Origin of the sequence: Pseudokordiimonas caeni, assembly GCF_026719705.1 — a bacterium.
Lineage (GTDB): Bacteria > Pseudomonadota > Alphaproteobacteria > Sphingomonadales > Kordiimonadaceae > Gimibacter > Gimibacter caeni.
Genome location: NZ_JAPPRR010000004.1, coordinates 1 through 13,631, shown reverse-complemented (window position 1 = coordinate 13,631; position 13,631 = coordinate 1). Strand labels below are relative to the sequence as shown.

General features: G+C 61.8%; 16 protein-coding genes. 9 read left to right on the top strand and 7 right to left on the bottom strand.

Going from position 1 to position 13,631, the window contains the following annotated elements; all coding sequences use genetic code 11:
* The first annotated feature begins 86 nt into the window (after positions 1 to 86).
* From mreC to OU694_RS14935, 6 genes are read left to right on the top strand one after another with little or no spacing between them, the layout of a single operon-like run.
* Positions 87 to 899 (top strand): rod shape-determining protein MreC, encoded by an 813-nt coding sequence (mreC, locus tag OU694_RS14960; RefSeq protein WP_308911820.1) that lies wholly within the window; start codon positions 87 to 89, stop codon positions 897 to 899.
* Positions 896 to 1,402, top strand: coding sequence for a hypothetical protein (locus OU694_RS14955; RefSeq protein ID WP_308911819.1), 507 nt, complete (start codon positions 896 to 898; stop codon positions 1,400 to 1,402). Before mreC ends, OU694_RS14955 begins: the two co-directional genes overlap by 4 nt.
* Before the next feature lie 6 nt (positions 1,403 to 1,408).
* Positions 1,409 to 3,283, top strand: a complete 1,875-nt coding sequence (gene mrdA, locus OU694_RS14950) for a penicillin-binding protein 2 (protein WP_308911818.1) — start codon at positions 1,409 to 1,411, stop codon at positions 3,281 to 3,283.
* A complete protein-coding gene (rodA, locus tag OU694_RS14945) occupies positions 3,280 to 4,437 on the top strand; it encodes a rod shape-determining protein RodA (RefSeq protein WP_308911817.1) in 1,158 nt (385 codons plus the stop codon). The genes mrdA and rodA overlap by 4 nt, the downstream gene beginning before the upstream one ends.
* Positions 4,437 to 4,904, top strand: coding sequence for a transcriptional repressor (locus OU694_RS14940; RefSeq protein ID WP_308911816.1), 468 nt, complete (start codon positions 4,437 to 4,439; stop codon positions 4,902 to 4,904). Before rodA ends, OU694_RS14940 begins: the two co-directional genes overlap by 1 nt.
* A 39-nt stretch (positions 4,905 to 4,943) precedes the next feature.
* Positions 4,944 to 7,127, top strand: a complete 2,184-nt coding sequence (locus OU694_RS14935) for a tetratricopeptide repeat protein (RefSeq protein ID WP_308911815.1) — start codon at positions 4,944 to 4,946, stop codon at positions 7,125 to 7,127.
* A gap of 14 nt (positions 7,128 to 7,141) precedes the next feature.
* Here OU694_RS14935 and msrA read toward each other — a convergent pair whose 3' ends face one another.
* The gene (gene msrA / locus OU694_RS14930; protein WP_308911814.1) at positions 7,142 to 7,612 is read right to left on the bottom strand and encodes a peptide-methionine (S)-S-oxide reductase MsrA; all 471 of its coding nucleotides are present in this window, start codon (positions 7,610 to 7,612) and stop codon (positions 7,142 to 7,144) included.
* A gap of 105 nt (positions 7,613 to 7,717) precedes the next feature.
* Between msrA and OU694_RS14925 the strand changes: the two genes are divergently transcribed.
* Positions 7,718 to 8,089 (top strand): hypothetical protein, encoded by a 372-nt coding sequence (locus OU694_RS14925; protein WP_308911813.1) that lies wholly within the window; start codon positions 7,718 to 7,720, stop codon positions 8,087 to 8,089.
* 7 nt (positions 8,090 to 8,096) lie between these two features.
* Here OU694_RS14925 and OU694_RS14920 read toward each other — a convergent pair whose 3' ends face one another.
* The 3 genes from OU694_RS14920 to OU694_RS14910 all read right to left on the bottom strand — a co-directional run bounded on the left by OU694_RS14920 (position 8,097) and on the right by OU694_RS14910 (position 9,978).
* Positions 8,097 to 8,474, bottom strand: coding sequence for an acyl-CoA thioesterase (locus OU694_RS14920; protein WP_308911812.1), 378 nt, complete (start codon positions 8,472 to 8,474; stop codon positions 8,097 to 8,099).
* Positions 8,475 to 8,548: 74 nt separating this feature from the next.
* Complete coding sequence (locus tag OU694_RS14915; RefSeq protein ID WP_308911811.1) at positions 8,549 to 9,679, bottom strand: mechanosensitive ion channel family protein; 1,131 nt, start codon at positions 9,677 to 9,679, stop codon at positions 8,549 to 8,551.
* Entirely contained in the window at positions 9,676 to 9,978 is a 303-nt protein-coding gene (locus tag OU694_RS14910; RefSeq protein WP_308911810.1) for a hypothetical protein, read from the bottom strand. The genes OU694_RS14915 and OU694_RS14910 overlap by 4 nt, the downstream gene beginning before the upstream one ends.
* A gap of 159 nt (positions 9,979 to 10,137) precedes the next feature.
* Between OU694_RS14910 and OU694_RS14905 the strand changes: the two genes are divergently transcribed.
* Positions 10,138 to 10,566: a CBS domain-containing protein gene (locus OU694_RS14905; RefSeq protein WP_308911809.1), complete on the top strand. Its 429-nt coding sequence runs from the start codon at positions 10,138 to 10,140 to the stop codon at positions 10,564 to 10,566.
* Positions 10,567 to 10,617: 51 nt separating this feature from the next.
* Here OU694_RS14905 and OU694_RS14900 read toward each other — a convergent pair whose 3' ends face one another.
* From OU694_RS14900 to OU694_RS14890, 3 genes are read right to left on the bottom strand one after another with little or no spacing between them, the layout of a single operon-like run.
* Positions 10,618 to 11,682 (bottom strand): patatin-like phospholipase family protein, encoded by a 1,065-nt coding sequence (locus OU694_RS14900; protein ID WP_308911808.1) that lies wholly within the window; start codon positions 11,680 to 11,682, stop codon positions 10,618 to 10,620.
* 19 nt (positions 11,683 to 11,701) lie between these two features.
* The gene (locus OU694_RS14895) at positions 11,702 to 11,905 is read right to left on the bottom strand and encodes a helix-turn-helix domain-containing protein (protein ID WP_308911807.1); all 204 of its coding nucleotides are present in this window, start codon (positions 11,903 to 11,905) and stop codon (positions 11,702 to 11,704) included.
* Between the two features lie 11 nt (positions 11,906 to 11,916).
* A complete protein-coding gene (locus OU694_RS14890; RefSeq protein WP_308911806.1) occupies positions 11,917 to 12,480 on the bottom strand; it encodes a DUF2975 domain-containing protein in 564 nt (187 codons plus the stop codon).
* A 95-nt stretch (positions 12,481 to 12,575) separates the two neighbouring features.
* Between OU694_RS14890 and OU694_RS14885 the strand changes: the two genes are divergently transcribed.
* Positions 12,576 to 13,301, top strand: a complete 726-nt coding sequence (locus OU694_RS14885; protein ID WP_308911805.1) for a hypothetical protein — start codon at positions 12,576 to 12,578, stop codon at positions 13,299 to 13,301.
* The last annotated feature ends 330 nt before the right edge of the window (positions 13,302 to 13,631 follow it).

The window sequence follows — 13,631 nt, the reverse complement described above, 5'->3', positions numbered from 1 at the left end:
AACGACGCTCTGCCCCCGCTGCGGCCACCCCGACGGTTCGGGGCAGTCGCGGGCGCTGGCCGTTCTATATCTATATGGCGCTATCGGTGACACTTCTGGTGCTGGACGCTTCGGGGCTCGGTATCCCCGTGCGTATTCGGGCGATGGCATCCGATATCGTGGCGCCGCTTCTGGATATCCTCGAGCGCCCCATCCGCGGCACACAGGCGGGGCTTGAACGGCTGGCGGGTGTTTCGGACATCTATCTCGAGAATGAAAAGCTCCGCAAAGAGAACGAGATGATGCGCGAGTGGCGCGATGCAGCCCTCAAGCTCACCCGCGAGAATGACGAGCTGCGCGACCTTCTTGATGCGCCGGGCCGCACGGTGCCGACGGTGGCAACCGGCCGTGTGATCGGCGTGGGCGGCGGCGCGTTTGAGCGCAACGTGGTACTGAATGTCGGCACCGGCGACGGCGTCGCGCTCAACCTGCCGGTCGTTGACGCTACCGGTGTGGTGGGCCGCACCATTCAGGTGGGCCGCCTGTCAAGCCGCGTGCTGCTGGTGACCGACATCAACAGCCGCATTCCGGTGCGGCTTGAAGACAGCGGCGCGCTGGCGATCATCGAAGGCCAGAACAGCCGCGAACTGCGCCTGAACTATGTGCCGATGGGCACCGAGATCAAGGTGGGCACACGGGTGCTGACCTCCGGCCACGGCGGCATCTTCCCGCCGGACCTGCCGATCGGCCGGATTGTCGAGGTGCGCGAGGACGCGGTGATCGTGGAGCCTGAAAGCCTGCTCGACCGGCTGGATTTCGTGAAGGTGCTGGCCTATGTGCCGCTGACACCTGAAACCGAGCCCGAACCCCTTGTGCCGCTTGAAAAGGCGCCAGCCACGCAAGCGGAGGCGACCGAGTGACCTTCCGCCGCCCCACGCTTTCCCGGTTCGGCCTATCGGGCTATCTGCCGGTCATCATCACCTTCATCTGCGCCTTCATCATGTTGCTGCCGCTTGGCACCAGTGCAGCCAATGTGACGGTTCCGCATCTGGCGCTGGCATCGGCCTTCTACTGGCTGTCGTCGCGACCGCTCTTGATGCCATACGGCGCCTGTGCGCTGATCGGTTTCTTCCTCGATCTCTGGCTTGATGTGCCGATGGGCCTCAATATCGGGCTCTTGGTGCTGACACGATTTTTCGTCCTCAATCAGCTGAAGCATTACAAAGGGCGCAGTCGTATCGTATATTGGGCCGTGTTCACCGGCCTGTCGTTTGCGCTCTATGCCATTGCCTGGGCCGTGACATCGATTGTCAGGGGTGATCTGTGGCCGCTTGTGCCGATCCTGACGCAATGGGCGGTCACCGCCGTCTCGTTCGGACCGCTGGCCCTTGTGTTTGGCCGGATACGCCGGTCCGTGATGTAGGAAGTCATGGCACGCGAAGGATTAAGGTATCAGTTGTTCAGCCGCCGCGCCTTCATGGTGGCGGGGGCCCAGTTTCTGGGGTTCGCCGCCCTTGGTGCGCGGCTCTATTATCTGGGCGTGGTGCAGGGCGACGAATACCGGGTGCGGGCCGACAAGAATCGGGTCTCCTTGCGCCTCATCCCACCGGTGCGGGGGCGCATTCTGGATGCGCGGGGTCGGGAGCTCGCCACCAACCGGCAGGATTTCCGCGTCTTTCTGGTGCCGGAACAGGCCGGCAACGTGGCACTGACGCTGGACCGGCTTGGCCGGATCGTCCAGCTTGATGACCGCGATACCGCAAGGCTCCTGCGCCAGATCAAGCGCCAGCGGCGCTTCTTGCCGGTGACGGTCGCCCAGGGCCTCAATTGGGAAACCTTCTCGCGCGTCAATGTTTCCATCCCTGAACTGCCGGGCGTGGTGCCGGATTCCGGCATGTCGCGCGCCTATCCCGCAGGGCCGAGTGTCGCGCATCTTGTGGGCTATCTTTCAACGGCCGGTGAAGACGAGATTGGCGACAATCCATTGTACCAATTGCCGGGCTTCAAGATCGGCCGTCAGGGGCTGGAGCGCCAGTATGAAACCCGCCTGCGCGGCACCGCCGGCACCCGCAGGGTGGAGGTCAACTCGGTCGGCCGCGAAATCCGCGAACTGCCGGGGCGGCAGGAGGCCACGCCGGGCGAGGATATCCATCTTTCGGTCGATCTGGAGCTGCAGAATCTGGCTGCCGAAGTGATGGGCGAGCATTCGGCAGGGGCGGTTGTCATCGATATCCGCACGGGCGAGATTGTCACCCTTGCCTCGAGCCCGAGCTTCGACCCCAACGATTTCGCGCTTGGCATCAGTCAGGCCAACTGGTCGGCGCTGATGAACGACCAGCGCAAGCCGCTTCTGAACAAATGCCTTACCGGTCAATATCCGCCGGGCTCCACCTTCAAATCGGTGGTGGCGCTCGCCGCCTTGGAGGCCGGGGTGATCACCGAAGAGACCGAGTTTTTCTGCAACGGCAGGCATCCGCTCGGTGACCATGTTTTCCACTGCCACCTGCGGCGCGGCCACGGGCGCGTGAATGTCACGCAAGCGCTTTCCAAAAGCTGCGATGTTTTCTTCTATAACGTTGCCCACAAGCTCGATATCGACAAGATTGCCGAAATGGCGCGTCACTTCGGGCTTGGCCACACGCTCGATATCGGGCTTGAAGGTGAAAAGCCGGGTCTCGTGCCGGACCGCGCCTGGAAACGCGCCGTGCTTGGCCAGCGCTGGAACCTTGGCGAAACGCTCAATGTCTCGATCGGGCAGGGCGCCATGCTCACCACGCCCCTGCAGCTTGCGGTGATGACGGCGCGGCTGGCATCGGGGCGTCTGGTTGAGCCGACGCTCGAGCAACGCCCCTTCGGCGGTGACTTCATGTTCGGCACCCTGCCGGTGAAGCCCGAAAATCTGGCGCTCGTCCGGCGCGGCCTTGAAATGGTGACCGAGGTTGGCGGCACCGCGCATGATTATTCACGCGGCAAGGGCAAGGCGAAGCTGGCGGGCAAGACCGGCACTGCGCAGGTGCGCCGCATCACCCGCGCCGAACGCCTGACGGGCGTGATCAAGAACGAGGACCTGCCGTGGGAAATGCGCGACCATGCGCTTTATATCGCCTATGGCCCCGTTGAAGCGCCAACCTATGCGGCGGGCATTCTGGTCGAGCATGGGTCCAGCGGCTCGAAAGTTGCGGCGCCCATCGCCCGCGCGCTGATCGACCGCGCGATCGAGCTTGAAAATGGCACCGTGCCGCGCGAGGGCGAGGAAGTGGCCGCCGTGCCCGCGATGCTGCGACCGCAAGGGGAAGTGTCATGAGGGGCGCGTCCCGTATGTTCGGCCCGAGCCGGGTGAACAAGTCCCTGTGGCAGCGGCTGCGGGGCCTTTCATGGAGCATGGTTCTCGTCAATGTGCTGATTGCCTGCATCGGCTTTGCGATCCTTTATTCGGTCGCCGGTGGCAGCCTCGATCCGTGGGCTTCGACCCAGATGAAGCGTTTCGGCATCCTTTTCGTGGCGATGATAGTGATTGCTGTCGTCGATATCCGGGTATGGATGGCGCTTTCGTATCCTGCGTGGTTTGCGTGCCTGATCATGCTTCTCGCCGTGGAGATTGCAGGCGCGGTCGGCATGGGCGGGCAGCGCTGGCTCGATATCGGGCCCATGAGGGTGCAGCCTTCCGAACTGATGAAAATCGCCGTTGTGATGGCGCTTGCCCGTTATTTTCACGGGCGGGACTTTTACCAGAGCCGCCGCCTGACGAGCCTGATCATCCCGGCAATGCTGATCCTGATCCCGGCGTCCCTTGTAGTGATCCAGCCGGACCTTGGGACGAGTATCACGATTGTGGGCGGCGGCGTGGCCATCCTCTTTCTGGCCGGCCTGCCTGCATGGATCTTCTGGTCAGCCGGGATTGCGGTGGCTGCAGCTGTGCCTGTCGGCTGGCAGTTCCTGCATGACTATCAGAAGAACCGGGTGCTGACTTTCCTCAACCCTGAATCCGATCCGCTCGGCGCCGGCTACCAGATCACCCAGTCCAAGATCGCGCTCGGCTCCGGCGGGCTTACCGGCAAGGGCTTTCTGGAAGGCACGCAAAGCCAGCTGAACTTCCTGCCCGAGATGAAAACCGACTTCATCTATACCGTGCTCGCCGAAGAGTTTGGCCTTGTCGGCGGGATCATTCTCCTCGGCCTCTATATGGTGGTGCTGACCTACGGTCTTCTCACCGGCATCGGCAGCCGCAGCCAGTATGGGCGGCTTTTGGCGGTCGGCCTTTCCTGCACGCTCTATTTCTACGTCCTCATCAACGTGGGCATGGTGATGGGGTTGTTGCCGGTGGTGGGTGTACCGCTGCCGATGGTATCCTACGGCGGATCGGCGATGATGACATGGCTGATCGCCTATGGCCTGATCCTTTCCGCCGCCTTGCACCGGCACGTCAATCTGGCGCCCAAGGGCAGCGGGCTCGCCTGATGGGCAAGGCTGTCGTACACGACCACCGCGCCTGTATCGGTACCGCTCTTGCCGAGGCAGAGCGCCTTTGTGCGGCGCGCGGCAAGCGTTTCACCGAACTGCGCCGGCAGGTGCTGCGGCTTGTGTGGCAGGGCCACAAAGCGGTGAAGGCCTACGATCTCCTGGACATGCTGCCGCCAGAGGCCGGCTCGCCGAAGCCGACGACCGTTTACCGCGCGCTCGATTTCCTGATGAAGGAAGGCTTTGTTCACAAGATCGAATCGCTCAATGCCTTCATCGGCTGCCCGCACCCCGGCGACAGGCATGTCAGCCAGTTCCTGATCTGCGATACGTGCGGTAATGTAGCCGAGGTGACATCACCGGGCCTTGATGCGGCAATCATGGCGGCGGCCGGCCCCGCAGCCTTCTCGATCCGTCGCCAGACGGTCGAACTGCATGGTCTTTGCGCGGCCTGCCGTCAGAATTGACTCGTGTTTTGCGCGGGGCGGGGATAAACGGCAAACCCTATGGCAGACCTGATCGACATCAAGCAGGCTGTCCGCGAATTCCTTGACCTTGGCAGGCGCCAGGCGGGCGCGGGGCAGATCGAAGAAGCGGAACGCACCTTGCGCGCCGTGATCGCGCTCGACCGCAAGTCGCCCGAGGCATGGCATATGCTGGGCGAAGTCCTGTCGGCCTTGCCGGGGCGCCGGGGCGAGGCTGCCGAAGCCTTCTCCGAAGCCATGAAGCTGGAGCCGACCAATCAGGGCGCGCGCGAAAGCCGGGCCGCCCTCGGGTTCCGCCCCACGGTGCAGCCGACCCGCGACCGGCCCGAACGCAATCTGGTGCTGCCGCAGCTCGCGGGCGAAGACGGCAAGGAAGCCCTGATCGCCGCCGCCCGCGCCGCTGAAACGAATGGTGATTTTCTGGCGGCCCAAGGCCACTGGGAACGCGTGATCGCGATTGACCCGAGCGATACTTGGGCCTGGACCCAACACGCCCATAACCTGAGCGTCAACCTGCAGGACTTTGAAGGCGCTGAAGCCGCTTACCGCCGCGCCGTGGACGAAGACCCGTTCGACGACTGGGCATGGGGCAAGCTCGGCATCATGCTCGCCGATTTTCTGGGCCGTGTGGAAGAAGGCCAGTCGCTGCTACGGCACGCCATCAGTCTTGATGGCAGCGAGCCCTATTATCACGGCTGGCTCGGCTGGACGCTTTACCGACAGAGCGAAGATCTCGATGCTTCCGAAGCGTCGCTCATGGAAGCTGTGCGCATCTGGCCGGACTATCAATGGGCTTGGTTCCATCTTGGCTATGTGCGTTACCTGATGGGCGACAAGGCGAGTGAAGCCGAAGAAGCCTTCCTGAAGGCGCTGGAACTGGAACCCGCCGACGTACCGGCCCTGTTCAATCTGGCCTCGCTTTATGAGGAGCAGATGGCGAAGCCGCGCCGCGCACTTCAGTATTTCCAGAAGGTTCTGGCGGTGGAGGCCGGCGACCCGGCGACGCTTCGCCGCATGGCAATGCTGTGGCAGGGGCCGCTTGGCGACCCGAAAAAAGCTGAAGCCGCCTACCGCGAAGTGCTCGTGGAAGTGCCGGACGATTACGACGTGCTCACCCGGCTTGGTTGGCTCCTGTGGGAGCATATGGACAAGGCGGACGAGGGCATCAAGCTTCTGGAAGAAGCGGCCCGTGTGGCGCCCGATAATGCGTGGGTGCTGACCCATGTGGCGCAGGCATGGCACATGGCCAAGGGCGATTCCGCCCGCGCGGTTGACTGGGTAGCCGAAGCCCTGAAGGTCGATCCGGCGTTCGACTGGGCCAATGCCTATATGGGGCTGATCCTTGCCGAGAATACGGAAACGCGGGCGGCGGCCGAGGTTTGCTTCAAGCGGGCCGTGACGATCAGTCCGGACTATTCATGGGCGTGGCACCAGCTGGCACGTTACTATCTGGGCGAAGACGCAACCGCGCATCTGGCGTGGGAACCGCTATCGAAGGTGCTGGAGTTCGCGCCCAATCATGTGAGCGCGCTTTACGATATTGTCTGGCTTGGCCTCTATCACCTGCACCGCGCTGACATCGTGGCCGACGAGGCGGCTCGTCTGATCGAGCTTGATGAGGAAAGTGGCTATGCACTTTCGATGGCTGGCCGGGTGCTGCGCCTGACGGGCGGCGATGAAGCCGATATCGAGACGCTGTTGCGCCGTGCCGTCAATGTGGCGCCGGACGACCATTTCGCGTGGCATGAGCTGGGCGAATTCCTGCTTTATGATGTCGCGGACCTTGAGGCGGCGGAGGAATCGCTTCTCCGTGCGCAGCAACTGGATGCGAGCTGCAAGAGCATCGATCTCGACCTCGGTCTTATCCGGCTGGTGCAGGGACGTACACGGGCGGCGCGGGAACATTTCGAACGCGCGCTTGAAATCGATCCCGATAATGGCGCCGCATGGGCGGCCTATGCGCGCTTCCTGTATCTGACCGACGCGGACCGCGGGCTTGTGGAGCAGGCTTTTGACCGCGCGCTGCAGCTGGAGCCCGACTTTTTCGAGGGCTGGGCGCTTTATGCGGGCTATCTCGCAGCCCTTGAAGGCCACGAGAAGGAAGCCGAAGAAGCGCTCGAGCGCGCCCGCACGCTGGCGCCTGCTACACTCGACCTCCATAAATGGATCGAGCGGCAAGTTCGGCCGCTCGTCTTAGATCTCTGAATTTTCAGCCCGCCTCAGATGTGGCAGTGGCTGAGGCCGCGCTTTGCCAGATATTCCTGGTGATAATCTTCAGCCGGCCAGAAGGTCTGGGCTTTCGTCACTTCGGTCACGACCGGTTTCTTGAAACGGCCTGAGGCGGCAAGGGCTGCCTTCTTTTCTTCGCCGATCTTCTTCTGTGCGTCGTCATGATAGAAGATCGCCGACCGGTACTGGGTGCCTTCGTCCGGTCCCTGACGGTTCAGTTCGGTTGGGTTGTGATTGTCGAAGAAGATATCGACAAGCTCGCCGTAACTGATGAGGTCGGGATCGAATTCAACCTGCACGACCTCGGCGTGGCCGGTCTTGTCTGTGCAGACTTCTTCATAGGTCGGCTTCTCGGTGGAGCCACCCATATAGCCCACTTCGGTGTCGCTGACGCCGTGGGTGGTACGGAACAATTCTTCCACGCCCCAGAAACAACCGGCGCCAAATGTTGCAATTGCCATCTTTTTGTCCTCTTCTCTGAACAGGATGCGTGCCCATATATGGTGGAGCCCCGACGGCTTGTCGAGAGGGGCTGTATCACGGTTGAGAGAGAAGGACCGGCTGCGATGAAAGTGATGACCCTTGGAAGTGCCCTGCGTTCGCTCGCCTTTGCGGGTCTTGTGGCGGCCGGTACGTCGGCGATGGCAGCCCCCATTCCGGAGGATCTTCTCGCCGTCGACCAGCAGCGCTGCATGAAGGGTTGCGTGCCGGGTTACGGTGAAGCGACCTGCAAGCCGCTGTGCGATTGCACGGTCCGGGAGTTCAAAAACCGGCTGGATATGGACAAATATCTGAGCCTCTCGGTCGAGCTCAGCAAGAATGAAGTGAGCGACACCAACCGCACACTACTCGATGATATCGCCAAGATGTGTGCGGCCGAGATTGAAAAGGCCAATATCCCGGTGGGTGAGCCACAGGCCGAAACACCGCAGCCCTAAGGTCGCCTCACGGCTGGTCGACGGGGCGCGGCTGGCCTTTGTCGTCCACAGCCACAAAGATATAGTGGCCGGAGGTGACAAGGATCGTTTCGTTGCCGATGGTGCCCCGGTCGGCCGTCACTTCCAGAAACACGTTGATCGAGGTCCGCCCCACCTTTTCGATGCGGGTGTGGATATTGACCACGTCACCAAGTTCGATGGGGCGGTGGAACTTCATGCCCTCGACGGCAACGGTGGCAACGCGGCCACCGGCGCGGCGTGCGGCGACAATACCGCCGGCGATATCCATCTGCGAAAGAACCCAGCCCCCGAAAATGTTGCCGTTGATATTCAGATCGGCGGTGCGGGGCGCGGTGCGCAGGGTCAGCTGCATCGTGTCAGTCATCGGAACAAGCCTCGTTTGCGGGAGATTGATGACTTTTTCCTAGCCCAGTGTTCGTCCGATGGCAAATGCCGGAATCAGTCCTTACCGCGGTCCATGGCATCGCCCGGCAGTGTTTCAACATAGATGGACTGGCTCGGGAAAGCGAAGCTGGCGCCGTTTTCCTCGACGATTTCCTTGACCTTCAAAAGCAGTTCTTCCTTCACCGCCAGCCATTCCAGCCAGTCGGTGGTGCGGGTGAAGCAATAGAGGAAGAGATCGATCGAGCTGGCCGAGAATTTGTCGATCCGGACCATTGTCGCCGTTTCGATCGGCTTCACGAAATCATCGTTGGATTCGATGTAGCCGGCGATCTCATCGCGGATCGCGCGCAATTGCGCTGCTGTGGTGTCGTAAGTGAGGCCGATGTTCCAGCTGATGCGGCGATAGGTCATCCGGCTGAAGTTGATGAGCGCACTATCCGCGAGCTTGGTGTTCGGCACATAAACCGGTGCCTTGTCGAACCGGCGGACCATGGTGGTGCGGAAACCGACCGATTCGACCGTGCCTTCCACCACGCCGTCCACAAGGATCCAGTCGCCTATATGCAGGCGGCGCTCCCCGATCACGAAAAGCCCGGCGATCAGGTTTTTGAACAGATCCTGCGCACCAAGCGCCACGGCAACGCCGAAAAGGCCAAGCCCGGCAATCAGCGGGCCGACCTCGATCCCCCAGATTTCGAGGATGGCGGCGGCGCCGATCAGCACGAAGGCGATCCTGAGCGCTTTTGCCACCCATTCGATCATTTCGGAGGTCAGGAAATTGGCGCCCTTCTGCATCAGGTCGCCAAGCGGCTTCGAAAGGCTGTAGAGAATCCAGAAGAGCGTGAAGACAACGAGCGTGCGGTTGATGAGTCCCGCAAGCTCCAGTCCATCGCCTTCAAATTCGAAGATGCTGAGGGCGAAGAAGATACCCATCACGACAGGGATGAACCGAATCGGCGGTTTCAGCGCGTCGACAACGGCATCGTCCACTTCATTGGTTGTTTTCTCCGCCCAACCATGCAGGCGCGACAGGACGAACCGGGTGAAGAGACCCCGAAAGGCCATGAACAGGAGGAAGACACCAAGCGCTGTGAGGATGGTGCCGACATCATATCCGAACGCGCCCTGATTCCAGACTTCGACCACAAGGGCCCAGAAATCGGACAGCGTTTCGAACTTGCTCATCGGTCTTCATCCCCCTTGTTCGTGAAGTCGCGGCGGGCATCGGGGCCTGCCGTCTCGTCGGACGAGAGGTCGTATTTGTGGGACGCCTCGTCGTGGCCGTGACGCGCACTATAGAAAAGAAGCGCCATCAGGCCAAACCCGATCAGGCAGGAAAAGAAAATGCCTAGGCCGGCGGCGATATAGCCGTGCGTACTGAGGCCCGCGCCGCCTTGCAGCGACGAGACCACATCGAACGACCATGCGCCGGCAGCGGCGAGAATCGCGGTTAGAATTACAACGAGGGCGATTTTGGCGAGCATGATTCCTGGCTCCTTTCATGTCTCGGGGCGCTTGCCCGACCCTGTGATGCCACACGAATCGCCCGATTGCATGCCATGATCCTTTGCCGCGACGAAAAGTCACGGCATAATGACGGGCGGGGAGTATGGCCCGCAAGGGTACGCAATCGGGAGGTTTGTATGAACGTCAAACAGATTCTCGGCTCCAAGGGGTCCGAAGTTGTCTTCGTGGCGCCGGGCTGCAAAGTGTCCGAAGTTTCCAAGGTTTTTGGCGAGCGACGCATCGGGGCGGTCCCGGTGATGGACAAGGGCCGGCTTGTCGGCATCGTGTCGGAACGCGATGTGGTCAGGGGACTCGCAATCCGCGGGGCGGCGGTCCTTGATGACGCGGTCGATACGCTGATGACCCGGTCTGTTGCCACCTGCACCGGCGAAGCCACGCTTCATCACCTGATGGAAATGATGACCGAACGCCGCATCCGCCACGTGCCTGTGGTGGAAGACGGCAAGCTGATCGGCATCGTTTCGGTGGGTGACGTAGTGAAGGAACGCCTGCAGGAAACCCAGCAGGAAGCCGACGCGCTGAAGGAATATATCGCGACGGCGTGAAAGGACGGGGGAGAGGAAAGGCGGCGCGGGCCGCCTTTTGTGTCTCCGGCCTCAGGCGTTCAGGCGGTGATTGATGATGGCATGCACGTCCCGGATATGGGCGAGCTGCGCATCGAAGGCTCGCGCGCCTTCTTCTATAAGCTCATCCGCGCGGTGAAACTCCAACAGGCCGACATGGCCGACAAGCGGTGCGATGGTCACTTCCGGCGGGTCGCCCGCAAGGCGCGAGCGGCTGAGCCGGTTCTGCATCACATTCAGGCTCGCCACCATGTTGGTGAACAGCGAAGGTGCGTCGTCCTTGCGGCTGAAAAGCTTCTGGAAGACGTCACTGCCGAGCTTGCGGCCCACAACGCTCGGGCTCGCCATGATATCGGCAAAGACGCCGAAATCGCTGTCGTCTTCTTCCGCCTCCCGCACCACCAGTGCACCGGCTTTGGTGGCGCGGCGGCGGCCGTACAGATCCTCGGCCAGATTGACGGCAATCACCATGTCGCAGCCGGCGGCACGGCACACCGAAACAGGGCAGGGGTTCACAAGCGCCCCGTCAACCAGCCAGCGGCCGTTGATCTTCACGGGCTCGAATACGCCGGGGAGCGCGAAGCTCGCCTGGATCGAATCAGAGATGCGTCCCTCGGTCAGCCACATTTCCTGTCCTGACTTCAGTTCGCAGGCGACCGCCGTGAAGGGCAGCTTCAGCACGGAAAAGTCGAGATCGCCAAAATTCTCCACCATCAGCTTGTTGAGCCGGGTGCCGCCAAAGAGCCCGCCCCGGCCGATCTTCAGATCTAGGAATCGGAAGAAATTCTGGGATTTCAGGCTGCGGGCCCAATCTTCGAGCGAATCAAGTCCGTCCGCCGCGATGGCGCCGCCCACCACCGCGCCGATAGAGGTGCCGGCAATATGATGAACCTCGATCCCTTCATCGGCGAGGCGCCGGGCGATGCCGATATGCGCCCAGCCGCGCGCCACACCGGCGCCGAGCGCGAGGCCAACCTTGGGCTTGCGCGGTTCAGCCGCCGGGGGAGGCGAGGCGGGTTTTGCGGGCGCGGCTTCGCTGCGGGCCTTGCGGCCGAGCTTGGTCACCACCTTGTTCAGTCGTTCTGTGATGGGTGTCATGGCGGTGATCTCAGCCTGTTCAGGGTTCATATTCAAGGATATCGCCGGGTTGGCACTCCAGATGGGCACAAATCGCCTCGAGCGTCGAGAAGCGGATACCCTTCACCTTGCCGGATTTCAGGAGGCTGAGATTCGCTTCGGTGATGCCGATGAGGGTGGCGAGATCCTTGGATTTCATCTTGCGCCGGGCCAGCATCAGGTCAAGGCGGACGGTAATGGGCATGACTGTCCTCCTTATATGATTTCGGCCAGTTCGTCGCTCTGGCGGCGGGCGGCCTCAAGCGCACGGGCAAAGAAGAGGAGGACAAGCGCCACCAGAAGCCCGACCCATTCCCCCGAATCGCCGATGGTGAGGGTCAGCTCCCGCGTGCCCGGTGCCTTGTGAAAGGTAAGCGCCACCGAAAGCATCGGCTGGCTGATGAGCGCCACCCCTATATAGAGGAAGAGCATGCGGGCGGCCCGATTGGTGCGCGACACGGTTTCTTCGGCAAAGAAGAGCCCGGCCTCGAACGCCTGGATCAGATGCTTGATGTGCCACATGGCACTGAGGATGGCGGCAAGTGACAGGCTGGTGATCAGGAAGCCGGCGATTCGTTGCGGTGCGCCCAGTGTTTCCGGTGCATACTGGCGTGCCTCGGCTATGCCGGGGCCGGGGAAAGAGGCCGGATCGATCCAGAACCACAGGTTGGCAAGCGGCATGGTGACAAGAAGGAACCAGATCGCCCCCATGGTCCAGCGATAAAGGGAATCGCGGGCGGGCCTGGGGTTTTCGGGGCGGATGTCCGGGGTTTCGGGCATTTCACGGCTCGCAAAATTATTGTTTTACAGAAATAAATGTCCTCTCTATGATAAGCCGCGTTCCCCGGAGAGGGAAGCTATAAAGGAAACGACCCGTGCCAAACCCGGTGTCACGACAGCAAGACCTTCCCCTGCGCCGCACGCCCCTGATCATGCGGCTCGGTGCATGGGGCCTTCTGTTCGGCGTTTCCCTGTGGGGCCTTGGCCGTGTGCTGGCCGATGATGCAGCGGACAATCCGCCCGACGAAGGGGCCGCCCCGCTCGTGGTACCCGTCTATCCGCGTGGCGCAGAGCGGCCGCAGGCCCCGGCTTCGCCTGACGGGATGCCGACCCTCGGTATCGAAGACACCTATATAGTGCTGGAAGACGGCGCCGTCGTCAGCATGGCCGACTGGGTGCTTGCCGCCATTCGCCGCGGTACGCCGGGCGCGGGGATGAGCGACTATGAGAATCGTTTCTTCCTCGGTCAGGTCGCCCGCGCCATGGTGGGGGAAGACCAGAAGATGGTGTCCCGCGCCCGCACGCTGCCGGCTACCCCCGGCGATGCGCTCGGCCCCGCCTATAAGGGAATGAGCTGGGCCGACCTTGCCGCCGCCTTCCGGCACACACCGTATGCGAAGCCCGAAAGCGGCGGCGCCTATACAGGCGGCATCGTTTCTACTGCTGGCAATGCCTTCATCACGCCGGGATCCGAGGCGCTGGCCTCGCTTGTAGCCAATCCTCTTGAGGAACTGGCGGGCCGCCAGATCGATGAATGGCGGGAAAAGGGCCTCGCAAACCGGAAGATCGAGGACGCAAAAGCGGTCAATACGGGCGATTAACCGCCTGTAAACCGGCCTCATGCAATATTGTTGCTCTTGGGTGCTCGTCTACAACATTTTGTGTGTCAAAACGGGCTCCAAACCAGTGTTTTCTGTTTTCTTCATGAAAATGCAAAAAAGGTGTTTACAGGGTGCGGAACCACCCCTATAACCCGCCTCCACCGACGGGGCGCAACGCCGAAGCGAACGCGACGCGAAACGAACCGAAGGTGCAGCGAGCCGGTTGATCCGGTTGGATAAAATGGCCCGCTGATTTGCTCTTTGACATTGTGATTTGGAAGGGAGATGCGGACGGTGGTCCGGCCTGGTACTGGATACTGGGCATGGGAC

Coding starts and splice junctions, on each gene's coding strand:
- mrdA (WP_308911818.1), top strand. CDS start 1,409: ATGGCACGCGAAGGATTAAGGTATCAGTTGTTCAGCCGCCGCGCCTTC.
- rodA (WP_308911817.1), top strand. CDS start 3,280: ATGAGGGGCGCGTCCCGTATGTTCGGCCCGAGCCGGGTGAACAAGTCC.
- OU694_RS14940 (WP_308911816.1), top strand. CDS start 4,437: ATGGGCAAGGCTGTCGTACACGACCACCGCGCCTGTATCGGTACCGCT.
- OU694_RS14935 (WP_308911815.1), top strand. CDS start 4,944: ATGGCAGACCTGATCGACATCAAGCAGGCTGTCCGCGAATTCCTTGAC.
- msrA (WP_308911814.1), bottom strand. CDS start 7,612: ATGGCAATTGCAACATTTGGCGCCGGTTGTTTCTGGGGCGTGGAAGAA.
- OU694_RS14925 (WP_308911813.1), top strand. CDS start 7,718: ATGAAAGTGATGACCCTTGGAAGTGCCCTGCGTTCGCTCGCCTTTGCG.
- OU694_RS14920 (WP_308911812.1), bottom strand. CDS start 8,474: ATGACTGACACGATGCAGCTGACCCTGCGCACCGCGCCCCGCACCGCC.
- OU694_RS14915 (WP_308911811.1), bottom strand. CDS start 9,679: ATGAGCAAGTTCGAAACGCTGTCCGATTTCTGGGCCCTTGTGGTCGAA.
- OU694_RS14910 (WP_308911810.1), bottom strand. CDS start 9,978: ATGCTCGCCAAAATCGCCCTCGTTGTAATTCTAACCGCGATTCTCGCC.
- OU694_RS14905 (WP_308911809.1), top strand. CDS start 10,138: ATGAACGTCAAACAGATTCTCGGCTCCAAGGGGTCCGAAGTTGTCTTC.
- OU694_RS14900 (WP_308911808.1), bottom strand. CDS start 11,682: ATGACACCCATCACAGAACGACTGAACAAGGTGGTGACCAAGCTCGGC.
- OU694_RS14895 (WP_308911807.1), bottom strand. CDS start 11,905: ATGCCCATTACCGTCCGCCTTGACCTGATGCTGGCCCGGCGCAAGATG.
- OU694_RS14890 (WP_308911806.1), bottom strand. CDS start 12,480: ATGCCCGAAACCCCGGACATCCGCCCCGAAAACCCCAGGCCCGCCCGC.